Source organism: Chitinophaga sp. OAE865, from assembly GCF_040546735.1.
In the GTDB taxonomy this organism is placed as follows: Bacteria; Bacteroidota; Bacteroidia; order Chitinophagales; family Chitinophagaceae; genus Chitinophaga; species Chitinophaga polysaccharea_A.
Genome location: NZ_JBEPOF010000001.1, coordinates 393,677 through 414,585, shown reverse-complemented (window position 1 = coordinate 414,585; position 20,909 = coordinate 393,677). Strand labels below are relative to the sequence as shown.

Annotated in this window: 18 protein-coding genes; 12 read left to right on the top strand and 6 right to left on the bottom strand. The window is 47.7% G+C overall.

Features of this window, described 5'->3' with window-relative positions; translation table 11 throughout:
- Positions 1–5: 5 nt before the first annotated feature.
- The 5 genes from ABIE50_RS01730 to ABIE50_RS01710 all read left to right on the top strand — a co-directional run bounded on the left by ABIE50_RS01730 (position 6) and on the right by ABIE50_RS01710 (position 4,596).
- A complete protein-coding gene (locus ABIE50_RS01730; RefSeq protein ID WP_209856619.1) occupies positions 6–464 on the top strand; it encodes a regulatory protein RecX in 459 nt (152 codons plus the stop codon).
- 65 nt (positions 465–529) lie between these two features.
- Positions 530–1,333 carry an amidohydrolase gene (locus tag ABIE50_RS01725; protein WP_142684798.1) on the top strand — a complete coding sequence of 268 codons (804 nt, stop codon included), beginning with the start codon at positions 530–532 and terminating at the stop codon, positions 1,331–1,333.
- Positions 1,334–1,368: 35 nt separating this feature from the next.
- The gene (gene gloA2 / locus ABIE50_RS01720) at positions 1,369–1,758 is read left to right on the top strand and encodes an SMU1112c/YaeR family gloxylase I-like metalloprotein (protein ID WP_185937163.1); all 390 of its coding nucleotides are present in this window, start codon (positions 1,369–1,371) and stop codon (positions 1,756–1,758) included.
- 20 nt (positions 1,759–1,778) lie between these two features.
- Positions 1,779–2,876 (top strand): N-acetylglucosamine-6-phosphate deacetylase, encoded by a 1,098-nt coding sequence (gene nagA, locus ABIE50_RS01715; protein ID WP_209856621.1) that lies wholly within the window; start codon positions 1,779–1,781, stop codon positions 2,874–2,876.
- Positions 2,877–2,916: 40 nt separating this feature from the next.
- A complete protein-coding gene (locus tag ABIE50_RS01710; RefSeq protein ID WP_209856623.1) occupies positions 2,917–4,596 on the top strand; it encodes an ArnT family glycosyltransferase in 1,680 nt (559 codons plus the stop codon).
- A 204-nt stretch (positions 4,597–4,800) separates the two neighbouring features.
- Here the strand turns inward: ABIE50_RS01710 and thiL are convergent, their stop codons facing one another.
- On the bottom strand, positions 4,801–5,835 hold the full coding sequence (thiL, locus tag ABIE50_RS01705) for a thiamine-phosphate kinase (RefSeq protein ID WP_142684802.1): 1,035 nt from the start codon (positions 5,833–5,835) through the stop codon (positions 4,801–4,803).
- Positions 5,836–5,845: 10 nt separating this feature from the next.
- The gene (locus ABIE50_RS01700) at positions 5,846–6,616 is read right to left on the bottom strand and encodes an inositol monophosphatase family protein (RefSeq protein ID WP_209856625.1); all 771 of its coding nucleotides are present in this window, start codon (positions 6,614–6,616) and stop codon (positions 5,846–5,848) included.
- A gap of 179 nt (positions 6,617–6,795) precedes the next feature.
- On the opposite strand from ABIE50_RS01700, the gene ABIE50_RS01695 reads away from it, so the two are divergent.
- Positions 6,796–8,334: a GH3 family acyl-acid amido synthetase gene (locus ABIE50_RS01695; protein WP_142684804.1), complete on the top strand. Its 1,539-nt coding sequence runs from the start codon at positions 6,796–6,798 to the stop codon at positions 8,332–8,334.
- A gap of 29 nt (positions 8,335–8,363) precedes the next feature.
- On the top strand, positions 8,364–9,002 hold the full coding sequence (locus ABIE50_RS01690) for a LysE family translocator (RefSeq protein ID WP_209856627.1): 639 nt from the start codon (positions 8,364–8,366) through the stop codon (positions 9,000–9,002).
- 69 nt (positions 9,003–9,071) lie between these two features.
- Here the strand turns inward: ABIE50_RS01690 and ABIE50_RS01685 are convergent, their stop codons facing one another.
- Positions 9,072–10,112, bottom strand: a complete 1,041-nt coding sequence (locus tag ABIE50_RS01685) for a 2-oxoacid:ferredoxin oxidoreductase subunit beta (RefSeq protein WP_209856629.1) — start codon at positions 10,110–10,112, stop codon at positions 9,072–9,074.
- Between the two features lie 67 nt (positions 10,113–10,179).
- The gene (locus ABIE50_RS01680; protein ID WP_209856631.1) at positions 10,180–10,524 is read right to left on the bottom strand and encodes a carboxymuconolactone decarboxylase family protein; all 345 of its coding nucleotides are present in this window, start codon (positions 10,522–10,524) and stop codon (positions 10,180–10,182) included.
- Positions 10,525–10,760: 236 nt separating this feature from the next.
- Between ABIE50_RS01680 and ABIE50_RS01675 the strand changes: the two genes are divergently transcribed.
- Positions 10,761–12,965, top strand: coding sequence for a M28 family metallopeptidase (locus ABIE50_RS01675; RefSeq protein ID WP_354027838.1), 2,205 nt, complete (start codon positions 10,761–10,763; stop codon positions 12,963–12,965).
- Positions 12,966–13,198: 233 nt separating this feature from the next.
- Here ABIE50_RS01675 and ABIE50_RS01670 read toward each other — a convergent pair whose 3' ends face one another.
- A complete protein-coding gene (locus ABIE50_RS01670) occupies positions 13,199–14,947 on the bottom strand; it encodes an N-acetylmuramoyl-L-alanine amidase (protein WP_209856633.1) in 1,749 nt (582 codons plus the stop codon).
- A 128-nt stretch (positions 14,948–15,075) separates the two neighbouring features.
- Entirely contained in the window at positions 15,076–16,869 is a 1,794-nt protein-coding gene (locus ABIE50_RS01665; RefSeq protein ID WP_209856634.1) for an acyl-CoA dehydrogenase FadE, read from the bottom strand.
- Between the two features lie 480 nt (positions 16,870–17,349).
- Here ABIE50_RS01665 and ABIE50_RS01660 point away from each other — a divergent pair, with 480 nt between their 5' ends.
- Genes ABIE50_RS01660 through ABIE50_RS01645 form a run of 4 tightly spaced genes read left to right on the top strand, consistent with a single transcriptional unit; the run spans position 17,350 to position 20,895 of the window.
- Positions 17,350–18,126, top strand: a complete 777-nt coding sequence (locus tag ABIE50_RS01660; RefSeq protein WP_209856635.1) for an alpha/beta fold hydrolase — start codon at positions 17,350–17,352, stop codon at positions 18,124–18,126.
- A gap of 5 nt (positions 18,127–18,131) precedes the next feature.
- Positions 18,132–19,274 carry a glycosyltransferase gene (locus tag ABIE50_RS01655; RefSeq protein WP_209856637.1) on the top strand — a complete coding sequence of 381 codons (1,143 nt, stop codon included), beginning with the start codon at positions 18,132–18,134 and terminating at the stop codon, positions 19,272–19,274.
- Positions 19,275–19,295: 21 nt separating this feature from the next.
- A complete protein-coding gene (locus ABIE50_RS01650; RefSeq protein WP_209857136.1) occupies positions 19,296–20,417 on the top strand; it encodes an ABC transporter permease in 1,122 nt (373 codons plus the stop codon).
- A 46-nt stretch (positions 20,418–20,463) separates the two neighbouring features.
- Positions 20,464–20,895 (top strand): hypothetical protein, encoded by a 432-nt coding sequence (locus ABIE50_RS01645; protein WP_209856638.1) that lies wholly within the window; start codon positions 20,464–20,466, stop codon positions 20,893–20,895.
- Positions 20,896–20,909: the final 14 nt, after the last annotated feature.

The following is a 20,909-nucleotide window of genomic DNA, read 5'->3' as shown; positions in this document are numbered from 1 at the left end:
ATAACATGAAAACCGCCATACTAAAGCTCCGGCAGTTTTGTGCGTACCAGGAGAGGAGCCACCAGGAAACAAAGTATAAATGCCTGGAACTGGGCCTGAGAGGGGAAGAAGTGGAGGAAGCCATTGCAGAGCTGATAGCAGATAATTTCCTCAACGAGGAAAGGTTTGCCAAAGCCTATGCAGGCGGTAAGTTCCGTATCAAGCAGTGGGGGCGCAAAAAGATCATGATGGAGCTGAAGCAGAAACAGGTATCTGCTTACTGCATCAAAAAAGGAATGGAGGAAATTGATGAAGATGATTATATCGCCGTACTTCATAAACTGGTAGAGAAGAAGTACCTGTCGCTCAAAGGGGAAACGGCCATGAAACGTAAGTATAAAACCATGCAGCACCTCCTGCAAAAAGGCTTTGAACCGGAGCTTATCAACGATGCGCTTGAACAAATTGCAAAGAACGAGGCCTAAGCGGGCAATAATTTGAAAAGTTTCTAACCCGTCAGGCCGTAATTTTGTGACCACAATAACCGACAATGTCAGATCTGAAAGTAACACTCATACAAAGCCAATTGCACTGGGAAGACAAGGAAGCCAACCTGCGTATGTTTGATGAGAAAATCAACAGCATTAAGGAAAAGACTGAAGTGGTATTTTTACCCGAGATGTTCAGTACAGGCTTTAGCATGGAATCTGAACGCCTGGCTGAAACAATGGATGGAACAGCAGTGCAGTGGATGAGGAAGAAGGCGGCTGAAAAGAATATTATTATCACCGGCAGCCTGATCATTAAAGAAAACGGCGAATACCTGAACCGCCTTATATGGATGCTGCCCAACGGCACCTATGGCACCTACGATAAGCGCCACCTGTTCGGTTATGCAGGAGAGCACGAACATTATACTCCCGGAAATAAACGTCTTATAGCCCAGGTAAAAGGCTGGAAGATTAACCTGAATATCTGTTACGATATGCGCTTCCCCGTATGGGCGCGCAACAGCATCCAGCCGGATACCAACGAAGCGGCCTACGATGTGCTGGTATATGTGGCCAACTGGCCGGAACGGCGCAAAACTGCCTGGACCACCCTGTTACAGGCCCGCGCCATTGAAAACCAGGTATTTGCCATCGGGGTAAACCGGGTAGGCAATGATGGTAACAATATCTATCACAGCGGGGAAACCAGTCTCATTGATCCGATGGGAGAAATCATTTACCGCAAATCACACGACGAAGACATTTTTACGTATACCCTTCAACGTGAGCGGCTGGAGGAAGTAAGGAAAAATATTCCTTTCCTGAAAGATGCCGATGCCTTTACATTTGTTCCAAAGGGATAATTGCACACCATTCTGATCAGCAGTAAAATATTGATATGTTATTACAGGCAGTCCATCACATCGCGGTTATTTGTGCGAACTACTCCAGGAGTAAAGCATTTTATACCGATGTGCTGGGCCTGCAGGTAATACGTGAGGTATACCGGGAAGAGCGGGACTCCTGGAAACTGGACCTGGCACTGGGCAACCAGTATATTATTGAACTGTTTTCCTTCCCGGACCCGCCGCCGCGGCCCAGCCACCCGGAAGCCTGCGGGCTTCGCCACCTGGCTTTTGCAGTGGCCGATATTGAAGCCGTTGTAGCCCGGTTACAGCAAAAGGGGGTAAATACAGAGCCCCTTCGAACAGATCCCCATACCGGCCAACGGTTTACTTTTTTTGCAGATCCCGACGGTCTGCCGCTTGAGTTATACGAAGTCATTTAACGCCTGTAAAATTTATTGTTATGTCTGTTGCCTACATCAACGCCCGGATATTTACCGGGGAAGAGATATTGGATGATCATGCAGTGATTACACAGGATGGGAAAATTACCAGTATTGTTCCCTCCTCGGATTGGAAAGCCACCGGTAGCGAAACAGACCTGAAAGGCGCCCTGCTGGCTCCTGCTTTTATAGACCTCCAGATTTATGGTGGCAACAGCCAGGTATTTTCCATGTACCCGTCGGTTACTTCACTGGCAGCTACAGTGGCTTACAGCAAAGGTGGCGGCGCTGCCTGGATTATGCCCACAGTGGCTACTATCAGCCCGGAAATTATGCTGGAAGCCATGAAGGCGGTAAGAGCCTACTGGGAACAGGGAGGCCAGGGCGTATTGGGTTTACACCTGGAAGGGCCTTTTATCAACCCTAAGAAAAAAGGCGCGCACCTGGAACAATATATTCATGCCCCCACACAGGAAGATATTAACTGGATCCTGGAAAATGGCCGCGATGTGGTGAAGATAATGACCCTGGCGCCGGAATGCTGCGATCCGGAACTGGTAAGGCAGCTGGAAGCCGCCGGTATCGTGATATTTGCGGGCCATAGCAACGCTACATACGCACAGGCCTATACGGCATTTGATGCCGGTATTCACCATGCTACCCATCTCTTTAATGCCATGTCACCCCTGGAAAGCCGTGCCCCGGGCCTGGTTGGCGCTATCTATGATCACCCGCGCGTATCTGCCAGTATAGTAGCAGATGGTGTTCATGTGGACTTTGCCTCCATCAGGATCAGTAAGAAGATCATGAAAGAGCGCCTGTTCCTGATCACAGATGCCGTAGAGGAAAATAAAGAAGGCGGCTATGTATATATTAAAGAGACAGACCGCTATGTGAGTGCCACGGGTGTTTTGTCGGGCTCACGGCTCACTATGACCAAAGCTGTCCGCAATTGTGTGGAGCAGGTGGGTATTCCCCTGGAAGAAGCTTTACGCATGGCATCACTTTATCCGGCCCGTGCAATTGGCCGTGAGCACGTATCCGGGCGTATTGCGGTAGGGTATGATGCCACATTGGTAGCCATCGCCTCTAACTGGGAAACTACAGTATACTGTTAATAGCCCTATCTTCGCAGGATTAATAATACTGTATATCCGCATGAGCGCACTAATCCGCTTTCTGAAAAAAGACCAGTATAGAAACCTGTTCCTGCTCTCCTGGCTGGTGCTGGGCCTCCTGCAGGCCTGCTTCTCCGAGTTGTGGGATGATGAAGCCTATTACTGGGTGTATTCCCGTCATATGGATTGGGGTTACTTTGATCACCCGCCCATGATTGCACTGTTCATTAAAATCGGATACGGGATCTTTCATAATGAACTGGGCGTAAGACTGCTCATTGTAATAGTGAATACGCTCACCCTCTGGATTACAGCCAGGCTGGTTGCTTCAAGGGATAATAAGCTCTTCTACCTGCTGGTAGGATCCATGGGCGCTATGCAGATAGGTGGTATACTGGCAGTGCCGGACTTGCCCCTTATCTTCTTTGCCGCAGTATATTTCTGGGTTTACCGCAATTTCATAAATGAGCAAACCTGGAAAAATACCCTGTTGCTGGGCCTTTCTATGGCATTGATGTTTTACAGTAAATACCACGGCATCCTGCTGGTATTCTTTACACTGTTGTCAAACATAAACCTGTTAAAGGTTTTCAAGTTTTATGTAGCCTGTATACTCACCACGGTGCTATTCCTGCCGCATATTTACTGGCAGTATACCCATGGCTTTCCTTCGCTGCAGTATCACCTGGTAGACAGGAACGCATCTTCCTATGATATCAGTTATTCGCTGGATTACCTGGGCGGGCAGTTATTACTATTCGGCCCTCTTCTTGGCTGGCTCATACTGTACTACGCTTTCCGCAGCCCCATCACCAATTCTTTTGAGCGCGCCCTGAAGTTTTGTGTGATAGGCGTACTGTCCTTTTTCCTGCTCAGTACTTTCAAAGGCAGGGTAGAGGCCAACTGGACCGTAATGCTTTTTACGCCGGTAGTGATACTGGCGCACCAGGCGATTGTAAGGAAAGGCTGGTCGCATAAATGGTTGTTGTATACGTTGCCGGTTACCCTGTTGCTGGTACTGGTAACACGGGTATACATGGTATGGGATTTTATGCCTGGAGTAGAAATAAGACCTGAAATTCACCATAACAAAGAATGGACATCACAGGTGGCCGCAAGAGCGCAGGGCAAACCTGTGGTATTTGTGAACAGCTACCAGCGGCCATCGAAATATATGTTTTACACCGGGCAGCTTTCTTATAGTCTCAACAGCCGCTATGCCCGCAGAAGCCAGTATAATTTCTGGGATACGGAAACCCAGCTCTGGGGCAGGCCTGTAATGGTAGTATCTGATCCCGGTACAGGGATCCCCATTACAGACAGCCTGAAAACCGTTTATGGAACATGGGATTATTACATTCAATCTGATTATTACTCTTATTCACTGATACAGCTGAAGCCTGCGCTGAAAAGCATCCGGGCAAAACGCGGGGAACACGTGAATGTGATCCTGCAACCCACTAATAATTACCACCAGCCTATCCGGCTGGACAGGACCAATGAACCGGTACTGGGTTATGGATTTATGGCTAAAGACGAAGCGCTGCCACCGGTAAAATCTTCTATGACGCTGGAAAGGGCTGTGCTCCGGCGCCTCATCAACCTGGAAGTGGTGATGCCCGATAAGCCGGGCAAATACCAGCTTAAGTTCTGCGTATTCGCCGGCGACCTCCCGCCAACCCACAACAGTCCCGTGATACCGGTGGTTGTGGAGAAGTAAACGCGGATTTTGTCTGACTCAGGATTAAACTGATTAATCATGATTATCCGGATTTTATTTTTTGGGTTTGATAAATGATTAAAAGGATTTGGGGAGATATAAGCGATTCGCTTAAATCTCCCCAAATCCTTTTAATCTAAAGTAATCAAATCAGCGTAATCATGATTAATCAGTTTAATCCTGAGTCAGACAACCCTCGCTGCATTACTGCTGGAAAGCATTCCAGCCTTGCGCTACCAGTTTGAATTTGTTGCCTCCTTTGGTGAGGATATGCGCTCCTTCGGTAATTTCGGTCATGTAACCGATCACGCTGATCTGCTCATTGAGCACAATTTTGTCGTAGTCGGCCTGCTTCATGGTAAACAGCAGTTCGTAGTCTTCCCCGCCACTGAGCGCACAGGCGGTAGGGTCCAGGCCAAATTTCATGGCTATTTCCCTGCTCTCCTGGGCAATGGGGATCTTTTCTTCATACAGCACAACGCCCAGGTTACTTTGCTTGGCGATATGCAGTATTTCAGAGCTGAGGCCATCGCTTACATCCATCATCGCCGAAGGCTTAATGTCTTCCTGTTGCAGGAATTCAATAATATCTTTACGGGCTTCGGGTTTCAGCTGGCGGCCAATGATATACGTCTGGTTTTCCAGGTCGGGTTTTACGCCCGGGCTTTCCAGGTAGATCTTCTTTTCCCTTTCCAGGAGGGTAAGGCCCAGGTAGGCAGCGCCCAGGTCGCCGGTAACGCAGAGCAGGTCGCCTTTTTCGGCTGTAGACCGTTTTACGAACTGGTCGGGTGTTACTTCACCAATGGCCGTAACACTGATAATAAACCCTTTCTGCGAATTGCTGGTATCGCCACCGATCAGGTCTACCCCGTATTTTTCGCAGGCCGCGTATACGCCTTCATAAAATTCGTTCAGCGCTTCCAGGGAGAAGCGGTTGGAGAAGGCTATGCTTACGGTGATTTGAGTGGGCGTGGCATTCATCGCGTAGATGTCTGACAGGTTTACTACCACCGATTTATATCCCAGGTGTTTCAGCGGGGTATACATCAGGTCAAAGTGGATGCCCTCTACCAGCATATCTGTGCTGATCACGGTTTGTTTACCGAAGTGGTCAATAACCGCGGCATCATCGCCTACGCCCAATACGGTACTGGCGTTTTGTATTTCTATATTCCTGGTGAGATAGTCGATTAATCCGAATTCTCCCAGGTCCTGTATTTCTGTTCTTTCCTGTTCCATCTTCACAAACTTATTTACCGTTAACAAGATCTAGTAATGCGCTATGGATATGACCGTTGGTGGCCAGTATCTTCTTTTGGTAGGGTGAGAACCGGTTGCCTGAAAAGTCGGTTACTTTTCCACCTGCTTCTTCCACGATGAGATAACCGGCAGCAGAATCCCATGCCTGTAGATGATGTTCATAAAAGCCATCGAAGCGGCCGCAGGCCACCCAGCAAAGATCTATGGCTGCTGAGCCCAGCCGGCGAAGGGGAATGCCTTCTTTAATTATACGTTCAAATACTTTCAACGGATTATTGGGCATGTCCTGCCACTGGTAAGGAAAACCTGTTACCAGGCAGGATTTCGATACATCTGCTTTGGTGGAAACATGGATCGGCTTGCCGTTCAGGGTTGCGCCCTGGCCTTTTTCTGCTACGAACAATTCATTCATAAAGGGATTGTAAACCGCTCCCAGCACCATTTCCCCGTCTTTTTCCACGCCTATGGATACACAACAGATGGGAATACCATTGGCGTAGTTAACAGTACCATCTATGGGATCAATGATCCATTTTACGGAAGAATCTGTTTTTATTTCACCTACTTCCTCACTCAGGATAAAATGATCTGGATAAGTTTCCCTGATAATGTTGATGATAGCGGTTTCAGATTTTTTATCCACTTCCGTTACCAGGTCATTAACCGTACTTTTACTGCTCACCTCGAAAGGACCGTTGAAATATTGTTGCAGTATTTTTCCGCTGGCTTCAGTAGCTTTGAGTAAAGTTGTTTTTAACATGCCGCAAAGGTAATACGAATTACGAATTATGAATTGCGAATTATAACCTACATATTTTTGACATTTTGTATATATAGATGACTTAATGTTACCACATAATCTGTAATTCCGAATTATCAGTCAACTTATATTCAGGATTCCACTTATTTTTGTAGTTCAATTAAAGAGAGGGAAAGTTAATGGCCATTATAGGTAATCTTATTTCCAGGTCACTACGCATCAGGAAGAAGTTCACATTTAAATTAGGAACACCTCGCCAATACCAGCTGCAGGTGCTGCATCGTTTGCTGGAGAAGGCCAAGGATACGGAGTTTGGTCGCCACTACCAATTTCAGGAAGTATTGGACAGTGCCAATTTTATAGCGCATTACCGGGAAAAAGTACCTGTGCATAACTATACCAAAATGCATGCGGAATGGTGGTACCGCTGCCTGGAAGGTGAAGCGAACGTAAGCTGGCCGGAGAAGATCAAGTACTTTGCGCTCAGCTCCGGTACTTCAGAATCAGCCAGCAAACATATACCCGTTACCAAGGCCATGCTCAGAACAGTGAAGAAAGTAGGGGTGAAGCAGCTGTATTCAATGGCCAACTTTAATATCCCGCCACGCTCTTTTGAAAAAGGCATCCTCATGCTGGGCGGTACTACTTCCTTATTTGAAAAAGGCGATTACTATGAAGGCGATATGAGCGGCATCCAGGCCAAAAATATCCCGAAATGGTTCCGCCGGTTTTACAAGCCTGGTGGCAAAATTTCCCGTAAACCGAACTGGGAGCAGCGTATCAAGTTAATTGTGCGCAAGGCTAAAGACTGGGATGTGGGCACCGTTTGTGGTGTGCCGGCCTGGGTACAGATCGTACTGGAAGAAATCATCAAATATCACGGTGTTAAAAATATCCATGAAATATGGCCAAACCTGGCGGTATACATTCATGGGGGCGTATCTTTTGAGCCTTACCGCGATAGCTTCCAGAAGCTGCTCGGAAAGCCCATTGCGTTTATAGAAACCTATATGGCTTCCGAAGGGTCTTTTGGTTTCCAGGCAAGGCCGGGTACCAAAGGCATTAAGCTGGTGCTGAACGCAGGTATCTTCTATGAATTCATTCCTTTCAATGAAGAGAACTTCGACGCAGAAGGAGAAGTAAAGCCCAACCCTAAATCTTACATGATCCATGAGGTGGTGGAAGATGTGGAATATGCCGTGATGCTGTCTACCTGCGCAGGTGCATGGCGCTACCTGATCGGCGATGTAGTGAAATTCACTTCCGTAAAGGAACATGAAATAGTGATTGTTGGCCGTACCAAACAGTTCCTCAGTCTTTGCGGGGAGCATATGAGTATCGACAACATGAACAAAGCCATTGATAACGTTCAGAAAAAAATGGGAATCACCATCCGTGAGTTTACCGTAGCCGGTTTCCCTTATCAGAACCTGTTTGCGCACCGTTGGTATGTAGGTACGGATACACCGGGTGTGGATGCAGAAAAAGTACGCGAAATCATCGATCAAACCCTTGCAGAGGTAAATGATGATTATGCCGTAGAACGTTCTGCCGCCCTGAAGGAAGTATTTGTGGAGATATTACCAAATGATGCGTTTATAGATTACCTCCGTTGCAAAGGCAAGGAAGGCGCTATGAATAAGTTTCCCCGTGTAATGAAAGGTGAAAAACTGAAAGACTGGGAGAAATTTCTTGCCGGGAAAACCGTTAAGAGTTAAGTTGCACCTGTGACACGGAAATTATACGCATGATAGCATCAATTGTAGCGGGACTGGGGCTTGGATTATTTCTTTCTTTATCGGTAGGCCCGGTAATATTCGCGATTATTAAATACAGCATCAATAACGGCTTTAAGGCAGGGATCAGTTTCGCACTGGGCGTGTCTTTCAGCGATATCATATTTGTGCTCACAGGTAACCTGGCTACATCTTTTATCAGCGGCCTGGAAGAATACAAAAGATCCATCGGTATTGTAGGCGGCTTTTTACTGATAGGGATGGGCGTTTACGGACTGTTGTTTAAAAAAGTAAAGATCAGTACCGGGGATGAAAAACCGGAGATGTTCCGCACCCACGACTATCTCAAAATATGGCTTGCCGGTTTTTTGATGAATACACTGAACCCGGGAGTTATCATTTTCTGGCTGGGGGTTTGTGTGGCCAACAGCGCTACCACGGCCGGTCACCGGATCATTATGTACGCGGTTTGCCTAAGCCTGGTATTGTCTGCAGATATCCTGAAAGTGTTTGTATCTGATAAGATCCGTCATAAACTGACGCTTACCAATGTAGAATGGCTGAACCGTATTGCAGGGGCAAGTATGATCATTTTCGGGGTGGTGTTACTGTATAAAGTATTATTTGATGTAGGCGCAATGGGGCACTAAGATATTGGTTATAAAAGAAAAAGCCTTCCGTGATATACGGAAGGCTTTTTCTTTTATTGGAGGTGTTTATTATCCTTTGATGGTCCAGGTTTCGCTACCTGCCAGTAATTTGTCCAGGTCGCCGGGGCCTTTTTTAGCCAGCGCTTCTGTTAACTGGTAGCCCATGATATCTTCATAGGTAGGACGGAAAGCCTCGTAGAAGATACCGAACGGACGGGGTAAATGTCCTTCAATACGCACATCATCAAACATACGGGTGAGCAGTTGCGCTTTGTAGAAATCATTTTCATCATGGATCCACAGGTCGCTTTCTGAATACCCGTTGCCCAGTTCCACTACTACCGGCTTTAAGCCATCGAGACGTATACCTTTATTTTTGTTGGCGCCAAATACCAGCGGCTTGCCTTGTTCCACAAAAATGGTTTCATCGGCTTTGCTGCTTTTTTCTGTGAAGGCTTCAAAAGCGCCATCATTGAAGATGTTGCAGTTCTGGTATATTTCCAGGAAAGATGCGCCTTTATGCGCATGACTGCGTTTCAGCATTTCCTGCAGGTGCTTGGGATCACGGTCCATACTGCGGGCAATAAAAGTAGCATCCGCACCCAGGGCCAGGGCCATTGGGTTAAAAGGATGGTCTATACTGCCCATTGGAGTGGATTTGGTCACCTTATTTTCTTCTGAAGTAGGAGAGTACTGTCCTTTGGTTAAACCGTAGATCTGGTTATTGAACAACATGATGTTCACATCAAAATTACGGCGCAGCAAGTGAATGGTATGGTTACCGCCAATGGATAAGCCATCCCCGTCGCCAGTTACAATCCACACGCTCAGCTCAGGGCGCGCCGCTTTCAAACCGGAAGCGATCGCCGTAGCGCGGCCGTGGATAGAGTGCATCCCATAAGTGTTCATATAGTAAGGGAAGCGTGAGGAACAACCGATACCGGAAACGATCACAATGTTTTCGCGGGGCACTCCCAGTGAAGGCATAATAGTTTGTACCTGCTTAAGTATAGAGTAGTCGCCGCAGCCAGGGCACCAACGTACTTCCTGGTCCGTTACAAAATCCTTTGACGTAAGTGGCGCCTGCGGGGCTATAGTTGCTGTTGACATTAGTATGAGTTAAAATAAAAATATTATAGAGTCCGTAAAGTTACGATAGATAGCTGTAATTATCAGCTCACTGTGCCTGTAATTCTTCCCAGAATTCTGCCGCCCGGCGGGTATGAGGGATCACAATAGTGCCGCCTACAATATTGGCCACCGCGAATATTTCATACATTTCTTCAGTGGTAACGCCCTGCTCATATGATTTTTCAAGATGATACTTGATACAATCATCGCAACGCAGCACCATAGATGCCACCAGCCCCAGCATTTCCTTGGTTTTGGTGCTCAGCGCTCCCTCTGCATAAGTATTGGTATCCAGGTTGAAAAGCCTGTTAATCACTTTATTCTGTTTGCCCAGTATTACCTCGTTCATCCTGGCACGGTAGTCGTTAAACTCCTGGATCGCATTGCCCATATAACTGCTGTTTATGATGTTAGTTTATCGTTTCACCCAATAAAGCTATGAAAGGATTTACAAATATAGATTAATCTACTGGTTAAGTAGACTATCTGCCCTATAACCTATATTTATGGATCATAACCAAAAGTTATCCGGGTTTGAAATGGGATTTAAATTAGTCTATTGATATGATAGACTTTTGTATATTGAGCAGATAAACCCTCTTTTTCAACAAGATCTGCAATCTGACAATGACAACAACCAACTTCTCCCTGCTGCTGGCGCTGATTCTGTGCGCAGGCGGGCCCCTGCGGGCGCAGGAAAAAAAGCTTACCGGGTACGATGCCAATGCTGCCACCCGCCAGCTGGAACTGGAAAGCCGCTTCGATAAACAGTTAAGCAGCAACCATATAGGCGAAACCATTAAAGCATTATCCTCCCAACCTCACCACATCGGCTCTGCGCGGGGTAAAGCCGTAGCGGAAGACATCCGGCAACGCTTCAAAAGCTATGGATGGGATGCTGAAATAGTGACTTACCAGGTGCTTTTCCCCACTCCAAAGGAACGTGTGTTGGAGCTTAAAGGGCCCACTGCCTATACCGCGCTGCTGAAAGAGCCTGCCCTTAAGGAAGATGCCACTTCCGGCCAGGAAGGCCAGCTGCCTACCTATAATGCCTGGAGTGCCGATGGGGATGTGGAAGGGGAACTGGTATACGTGAACTATGGCCTCCCGGAAGATTATGAGTATCTCGACCGTGCAGGGATCAGCGTAAAAGGAAAAATAGTAATTGCCAAATACGGCCGCTCCTGGCGGGGAAGCAAGCCCAAGGTAGCACAGGAGCACGGCGCCGCCGGTTGTATTATCTACTCCGACCCCAAAGACGATGGTTACTATGCCGGCGATGTGTATCCCAAGGGGGCCTTTAAAAATGAGTACGGGGTGCAGCGTGGCTCTGTAATGGATATCGTGATCTATCCCGGCGACCCGCTCACGCCCAACACAGGCGCCACTGCCAATGCACAGCGGCTTGATCGCCTGCAGGCCCCCAACCTGCTGAAAATACCGGTGTTGCCCATCAGCTACCATGATGCCGCTCCCTTGCTCAAATCCCTGGAAGGGCCTGTGGCACCGGACGAATGGAAAGGCGCATTGCCATTTACCTATCATATTGGCGGTGGCAAAACCAGGGTGCATCTGAAATTATCGTTCGACTGGCAAATACGCCCCTGCTATAATGTAATTGCCAGGCTGAAAGGCAGTGAACAACCCGACCAATGGATTATCCGTGGTAATCATCACGACGCCTGGGTAAACGGTGCAGCCGATCCCATCAGCGGACTGGCAGCTCTCCTGGAAGAAGCCAAAGCCATTGGAGCATTGCATAAACAGGGATACCAGCCCAAACGTACACTGGTTTACTGCGCCTGGGATGGAGAAGAACCAGGCCTGCTGGGCTCCACGGAATGGGTGGAAGACCATGCCGCAGAACTGAAGGAAAAAGCAGTAGTATACATCAACTCCGATAACAATGGCCGTGGCTTCCTGAACGCCAGCGGCTCCCATGCACTGGAAACACTGGTGAACGAAGTGGCCCGCGATATTACAGACCCGCAAACCGGGGTGAGTATCCTGGCCCGCAGGCAGGCAGCAGAAGTGCTGAAAGCGGCTACGCCAAAACTGAAAAAGGAAAAGCTGGCCAAACAAGGTATTGCCATTGGCGCCATGGGGTCGGGGTCCGACTATTCCTCCTTCCTGCAGCACCTGGGAGTGCCTTCCCTTGATTTGGGTTTTGGGGGAGAAGATGCAGGCGGAGAATATCACTCTATCTACGATTCTTACGACGATTACACCCGGTTCAAAGATCCCGGTTTTAACTACGGCGTGGCGCTTTCCCAAACCGCCGGTCATACCGTTCTGCGTTTAGCCAATACCGTTACCCTCCCATTCGACTACCGCAAATTGTATGAAACGGTAAACGGGTATGTGAATGAGCTAACAGAGCTCACCGGCAGCCTGCGGGAATCTACAGCTGTAGAAAACCAGTTGATCCGTGACCGTAAGTACCAGCTGGCCACAGATACGGCCAAACACCTGCTGCCGCCGCTGCCCAAATCAGAAGTGCCATACCTGGATTTTTCCCCTTTGCAGAATGCCCTCATTGGGTTAGACACGGTCACCTCTTCGCTGGCGGCCAGGAAAAACCTCTCTGCTGCCGCCAACAAGAACCTTTACCAGGGAGAGCAACAGCTGTTGAACGATGCCGGCCTGCCTGCACGCAACTGGTATAAGCATACCTTGTACGCTCCCGGATTTTATACCGGCTACGGTGTTAAAACCATTCCGGGCGTAAGGGAAGCCATTGAGCAGCGCCGCTGGAAGGAAGCACAGGAGCAGATCGGCGTAGTAGCGGCGGCAGTTAGCCGCCTGGCGGCGTATTTAGGTAATATCCGTTAGCGCGCCTTCGGCGCGAAGATTGTCTGACTCAGGATTAAACTGATTAATCATGATTATCAGGATTTGATCATATTTGATTTTAAAAGATTCAGGGAGATTTAGGCGAAAGTATTCGCTTAAATCTCCCTGAATCTTTTAAATCATTTATAAAATCCCAAAAAATCAAATCAGCGTAATCATGATTAATCAGTTTAATCCTGAGTCAGACAAAACTCGCGCCGAAGGCGCGGGTGCTAACGTTGCCTGCCTGCATCCCGGAGGTAGTCCTTCACGCCTTCCACGATCGCGGTTACAATTTCGCGTTGGAAGGCGGGATCCAATACTTTTTCTTCGTCGCCGGGATTGCTGAGGAAAAGGGTTTCCACTAAGGCATCCGGGAATTCGGTAGGGTTGTTAAGAATAAAATTGAAATCCGGATTATTCCCGAAGTCGTAAAGACCGGTTTGCAGCAAGCGCTCATGGATAGCGGCATTGAGCGGTTCACAGAAAGGTTGTTTATAGTAAGTGGCGGTGCCATATACATCAACAGGATTGCCGGAAGCATTGAGGTGAATGCTCAGCAGCAGGTCAGGATTAGTTCTGCGGAAGAAGGAAAGCCTGTCTTCATTCGCAACAAACTTTTCCGTTGTGCGCGACATGATCACGGTAGCCCCTTCTTTTTCAAGTAATGTTTTCAGTTGCAGGGAAAGTACCAGGGTCATGTTTTTTTCAACGGCGCCGGTGAGGCCTGTGGCGCCGGGATTACTGCCACCATGGCCGGGATCGAGACCTATTACCAGGTTCTTCAGCGACAGGTTTTGCGGTACGCGTTTAACCTTCACCGTGATACGGTTATTGTCATAATACACCTGGTAGCCCCACGGTGCATGTTGCAGTGAAATCACCATACGGCATACATCCGGTGATGGCTGCCCCCAGGCTACAGATGTAATTTCTTTGGTGTTCTGGAGCAGGGTGCTAAGTCCCTTTTCTGCATAAGCGCCATGAATATCGATGATAATTTTTCTGGAAGAAACCAATTGCGTTGAGGTATAAGGCAGTTTATCCGACAACGCTACAGATACATAGTCATATTTTTCATCTCCCCATATTTTGGCATCGTCTGCAATGCTTATGGGAAGCTCTTCCTGGGGGATGTCGGTATCTACCAGCGGTTCAGGAATAAAGGCAGTGGTGCGGGAGGAGAGCCTTACTTTGTAATAGTCGCCCTGTCTTCCTACAATATGTAAAAGCACATCTTTATCAAGGTAGCCGATTTTATCCGGCCCCAGCCGGTCGCCATGCGGGCTTGCCGTGAGGTAGGTCATATTATCGATAGTACGGCCGGTGAACGGTATTTCATTGTGCATTACGCTGTAGTGGTAAGGGCTGCCCAGTATAGCCGTTTCCCCGCTTTGTTTGCGCAGCCGCACCATAATTTTCCCATTCAGGAGCGAATCGCGTGGCTGTATCACATACATCCCGCTGTAATAGCCGGGTACGCCGCCTGTTTGTGAAACGGGCATTTCCCTGAGCGGTACATCATTGAACCAGCTGGCGCTTTGACCGGGATAGCCTTTCATCTTTATCCGCAATGTATCGCCTTCGGAAAGCTGAAGGTTTCCCGATGGGGATATCTCCATATAATCTATACGGAAAATACTGGTAGCCGAAGGGGCGGGTGGCTGGTTATAGTAATAAGTGATATTTTTCGTATACGTTTCCCCGTTAGGGGCAGTGGCAGTAACGGAATAGGTATTTCTACCGGTAGACAGTTCATATTTTACAGCAAAGGTGCCGGTATTGTATACATGTACGGTATCGTTATTAATCCTTACTGTACAGCCAACACAGGTACGGCCTGCAATAAATTGCCTGGAAGTACTCACATTATTTTGTTCCCTTGAAGGTTGACTGATACGCAGTGTTGCCTGGCTGCTTGCAAAAAGGGGGATACAAATGGCAACAAGAAATGTAGAAAACAACTTAGCTGATAGCGTCATACCCTGTCATCAATATCTTTGAAAGATGGTAAAGATAAGCAGGTGAAGGGAATAGGAAAAAAGCATTTAGAAAAAATGCAGCGAAATAAAGTACCCCGCTGCATTTTTCAGTTGCTTTACGCCGGTTGTTACCAGCTGTATTTATTGTCTGCAATCAGTTTGTCCGCAATTCTTCTGCGGGCATCTTTTGCATTAAACGGTTCTGCTTTGGTAAAGCGTTTGAGGCCCAGCAGCATCATACGCTGTTCATCGCCTTCCGCAAACGCATTGATAGCGTCTTTACCGGATTTATTGATCCGGTCGGCCGCATCGTAAATGAAGGTGCGTACAATATCGGCCTGCAGGGAAGCGGCGCTTTCACCTTTACTGTTGGTGAGCTTAATGAGGCGAAGCAGCGCGCTTTCAGCCACAAAGGTTTCAATGGCCATATCGGCAATATCCATCAGGATCTCCTGTTCGTTTTCCAGCTTTACCATCAGTTTCTGCGCGGCGGCGCCGGCAGCCATGAGGATGGCTTTTTTGAAGTTAACGATCATCTTCTTTTCCTTACTGAAGGCGCTTTCATCATCGTTGCCGAAGTCGGGGATGCTCATCAGTTCCTTCATTACGTTCATGGCAGGCGTCATCAGGTCCAGTTTTCCTTTCAGGGCACGTTTCAGTGTCATGTCGAGGGTAAGCAGCCGGTTGATCTCATTGGTACCTTCAAAGATGCGGTTGATGCGGGAATCGCGGTAGGCTTTTGAAATGATGTATTCATCACTGAAACCGTTACCGCCATGGATCTGCACGCCTTCATCCACCACATAATCCAATACTTCGGAGCCGTTCACTTTCAGGATGGCGCATTCTACAGCATATTCTTCTGCTGCTCCAAGCAAAGCTTCATTGAATGGTTTACCTTCTGCCAGCAGTTCCTTTTCTTTTTCATCGATCAGCTGTGCAGTGCGGAAAAGTGCTGATTCCGAAGTCCAGGTACGGATAGCCATTTCCGCCAGTTTATGTTTGATAGCGCCGAAGTTGGCAATGGGTTGTTTAAACTGTGTGCGGGTATTGGCGTATTGTACGGAGGTATTGATACATTTTTTGGCGGCGCCCAATGCGGCGGCGCAAAGTTTCAGGCGGCCTATGTTCAGGATGTTGAAGGCAATGAGATGGCCTTTACCGATTACGCCCAGCACATTTTCAACGGGCACTTTGGCATCCTGGAAATAGATCTGCCGGGTAGAGGATCCTTTGATCCCCATTTTATGTTCTTCTGCACCAAGTGTAAAACCGGGTGTTCCCTTATCTACAATAAAGGCGGTGAATTTATCGCCGTCAATTTTCGCAAACACGGTAAACACATCGGCGAAGCCGGAGTTGGTGATCCAGCTCTTCTGCCCGTTCAGTATATAGTGCTTGCCGTCTTCTGTTAATTTGGCGGTGGTTTTAGCGCCCAAAGCATCGGAGCCGGAATCGGGCTCAGTAAGGGCGTAGGCGCCTTTCATTTCGCCGGTGGCCAGCTTGGGAATATATTTCTGTTTCTGTTCTGCAGTACCAAAATAAAGGATAGGTAAAGAACCGATACCGGTGTGCGCGGCCATGGCAACGGAGAATGAGTGACCAGCGCCCAGTCCCTCGTTGATAATGGTAGCCGTTACAAAATCTTTACCCAAACCACCGTATTCTTCCGGGAAAGAAGCGCCCAGCAAGCCTTGTTCGCCGGCTTTTTCCAGCAGCGAGGGCATCAGTCCTTCCTCCAGTTTATCTATCCGCTCTACGATCGGTGTTATCTCTTTACTGATAAACTGATCTGCCATCTCTTTAATCATCAGCTGCTCTTCCGAAAAATCTTCGGGAGTAAACACTTCCTCAGGAGCACTCTCCTTAACCAGGAATTCGGCGCCTTTGAGCGCAGTCTTATTTTCAACTGTTGCGTCCATGTTGCTGTATTTTTAGTGGTTCTGTAATTTACTGAAAAAAGTATTAAGCAAAACCGGTCACCGGGAGGGCTAAACTGATACCCCTAATACCTGCCTGTTAACTTACTGAATGTAAGCCAAATGCGGCATTCCTGTTAAAAGGAAGGGATTTTTAACAAAAAATAAATAAGTTTGGAGGAAGGTTGTAAGCTAATAACGGAATTTTTCTGGCAAGGTAATTCTATGGAAAGAAAAAGTTAAGGAATGGATACTCCCGGTTTCCACCATATATACGCCATAGTTGCGCCATAGTTGCGCCGGAGATCCCCCGTATCTATTTAGATATGGCGTATTGTCTTCTTTTCAGGAATCATGATATAAGTATAGGAGGAAACATCCATCCCTTGCCCTGTTGGTTGCCCCGGATAATCCTTTCCATCGTCATTAGGCATTTATTCAGTATCATTGTTCCCCTTTATGCCTGATTTTTATCTGTCATATTTGAAAAGCCGGTTTCATGGCACCGTGGAAGGTGCCGGGGAGGAGCTATTGATCTGTTTACACGGCTTTGGTGAAAGCGCTGCTCATTTTCGCCCGCTAACCGCTACACTTGGCGATACCTTCACACTGGTGGCGCTGGATATGCCCCTGCATGGCAGCACCCGATGGGAGGAGGACCGCGTTTTTGAGAAAAATGACCTGGCAGCGCTGGTGGAAATGATACTGCAGCAACATGGAAAGGAACGTTTTTCCCTGTTGGGCTACAGTATGGGAGGGCGTCTTTCCCTGTGCCTGGTGGAAAAAATGGCCGGGCGGATCAACCGTCTCATCCTTGCAGCCGGGGATGGGCTGAGAAATAATCCCTGGCATATGTTTGTTACTCAAACTGCAGCCGGAAACAGGCTGTTTAAATACAATACATATCATCCACGGCTGTTTTTTACGTTATTACATACATGGAGAAAACTGGGATTGCTGAATCAGAGTGTATATAAATTTGCGTTGCACCGTATGAATGAACCGTGGAAAAGGGAATTGGTGTACAACGTATGGACCAATCTGCGCAGAATGATGCCGGATAAAAAGCAGTGTAAACAATTATTAGCCAGATATAACGTTCTAACTCTCCTGATATTCGGGAAATACGATCGTGTAATTCCACCTGTACTGGGCACCCGCTTTGCGGATGGTTCCTTTCCCTGTAAAATACTGGTAATGGAAAAAGGGCATCAGCTGATATCCGATCAGCTGGGGCTTATCATCAAAACAAATCTTTAACCTGGATGTATCTTTTTGTAATTATACTATTGGTGTTGGCTTTAGGGTATGGTATACTGATGCTGTGGTATACCCTGGGCTGGAAGCGCCTGAAAAGGTTTTCTCCTGCAGCGCCATCGGCCTGCCATACTTCCGTTACAGTGATCATTCCTGCACGGAATGAAGCAGCCAACCTGCCAGCCCTGCTGGAGGCGCTGAAACGCCAGACCTATAATCCAGCCCTGCTGGAAATAATTGTAATAGATGATTTTTCAACAGATAATACTGCTGCTGTGGTGAGCAATTTCCCGGCAGCAAATGTTCATTTGCTGGAATTAAGGCAATATCTCAATGAAGAAGAACGGCTGAACTCTTTCAAGAAAAAAGCCATAGAGATCGCTGTTTCAAAAGCTACCGGCGACCTTATTGTAACCACAGATGCTGACTGTGTAATGGGACCGCGCTGGATTGAAACACTGGTGCAGTTTTACGAACATCATCAACCTAAATTCATTGCCGCACCGGTGAGCTTCTATAAAGAACATAACTTTTTCAAGAGATTGCAATCGCTCGATTTCATGACCATGCAGGGTATCACCGGCGCTGCGGCGCAACTGGCCTCCGGTACCATGTGTAACGGCGCTAACCTCGCCTATGAAAAAAAGGCATTCCTGGAAGTAGGAGGTTTTACAGGCATCGATAATATTGCTTCCGGCGATGATATGCTGCTGATGTATAAAATTTACAGCGCATATCCTGATAAGGTGAGTTACCTGAAATGTGAAGACGCTGTAGTGCGTACCCTGGCCGTAGATACCTTCAGGGATTTTATGAACCAGCGGATCCGCTGGTCGTCGAAGGCCGATAAGTATGAAGATAAAAGGCTTACCTGGGTACTGCTGCTGGTATACCTGTTTAACGCAGGTTTGCTGTCGCTGGCGGTAATAGCGGTGTTCCTGCCGGTATGGTGGCCGTGGTTCCTTATCATCATGCTGTTTAAAATAACCCTTGAACTTTATTTCCTGCTTCCTGTAGCAAAGTTTTTTAATAAAACAGAACTGCTGTTATGGTTTATTCCCGGGCAGATATTTCATATTCCTTATATTGTTGTTGCCGGGTGGCTTGGGAAGTTTGGCAGTTATCAGTGGAAAGGCCGGCAGGTTAATTAAATCCTGGTTCTTTTGTCAGATATGCAGCCTTACTGGAAAAAATTATACCGTAACAAAGGTGCGGTGGCCGGTTTACTGGTGATCGCCATTGCCGTGTTTATCAGTATTACCGCCTATTTTATTGCACCGGATCATACGCCCAACGCCAACAGGATGGTGCTGGAAATAGAAGGCCAGCATCCCGGATTCCGGATCCATATGCTGGCGGTATGGAAAGAACAGCCTGTACAAAAAGGAGCTGTTTACCGGCGGTTGCTATACGGGCAGGAATCTGATTTTACCTGGATCCCCATCCGTTCCTGGCAGTTCAGGGACAGCGTGCTGGTGGTACAGCATTATGTAGATGAATCTACCAGCAGGGAGGAAACCTACTCCCTGGCAAAGATCTGGTATGCTGCTCCGCCGGATCATCCGCTGTCGTCAGAAACATTACAGGAAAATATACAGAAGGAAAGGATCTTCTCCCGTACTTACTGGCTGGGCACCGATAAATTTGGCCGGGATATCCTGAGCCGGCTGCTGATTGGCACACGGGTGAGCTTAGGGGTAGGTTGTATCGCCGTAGTCATTTCCCTCAGTATTGGAGTGCTGCTGGGTGCTATCGCCGGTTATTTCAAAGGGCGTACAGATGATGTGGTGATGTGGCTGGTGAACGTAGTATGGTCTATGCCAACGCTGCTGCTGGTATTTGCGCTCACCCTGGCGCTGGGAAAAGGGTTCTGGCAGGTGTTTATTGCCGTAGGACTTACCATGTGGGTAGGTGTGGCCCGTATTATCCGCGGACAGGTACTGGCCATCCGGGAGCTGGAGTATGTGGAGGCCGCCAGGGCGTTGGGTTACGGGCATGTGCGCATCATTGTTAAACATATTTTACCTAACATCATGGGGCCGGTAATGGTAGTAGCCGCGGGCAATTTTGCCACCGCTATTGTTGTGGAGGCCGGGCTCAGTTTCCTGGGAGTAGGTGTGCAGCCGCCACAACCTTCCTGGGGACTGATGATCAAAGAGAACTACAATTTCATTATCACACATAATCCACTGCTGGCGCTGGCGCCGGGAATAGCCATTATGCTTTTGGTGCTGGCTTTCAACCTGTTAGGCAATGGGCTGAGAGATGCGCTGGATGTGAGAAGTAAAATTTGATTTGTATATTAAAAAAAGCTAATTTCATGCTCCTATAACTGGAAATATGTTATTGAAAACCTGTCTCCCTGCCTTCTTAGCTATTTCAATGCTCACTTTTTCTTCCTGTAAAAAGAAGAAAAAAGATAATCCTGCACCAAATACACAGGAAGAAACACTGGCTTTTGAGCTGCCCGATGTGCAGGTAGGAAAGTATAATATGGCACAGGACAGCACTTATGCGCTGAAAGTGAATGTTACCAGCAAACTGCCTGACAAAGGTGTAAAGGTAACGTTGAATGTAGCCACAGAAACGGGTCTTATTCCTTTGCCGCAGGATGATATAGCCGATATTAAAACTACTCCTTTTACCATAACGCTCCGTCATCTGAAGCCGTTGAAAACATACGAGGTAACTATCAGGCTGGCTTCCCTGGGAAACACCGGTAATGTAACCCCTCCGCAGGTATTTTATCTCACCAATAAATCTGCAGAATAGCCGGGCAATTAAAA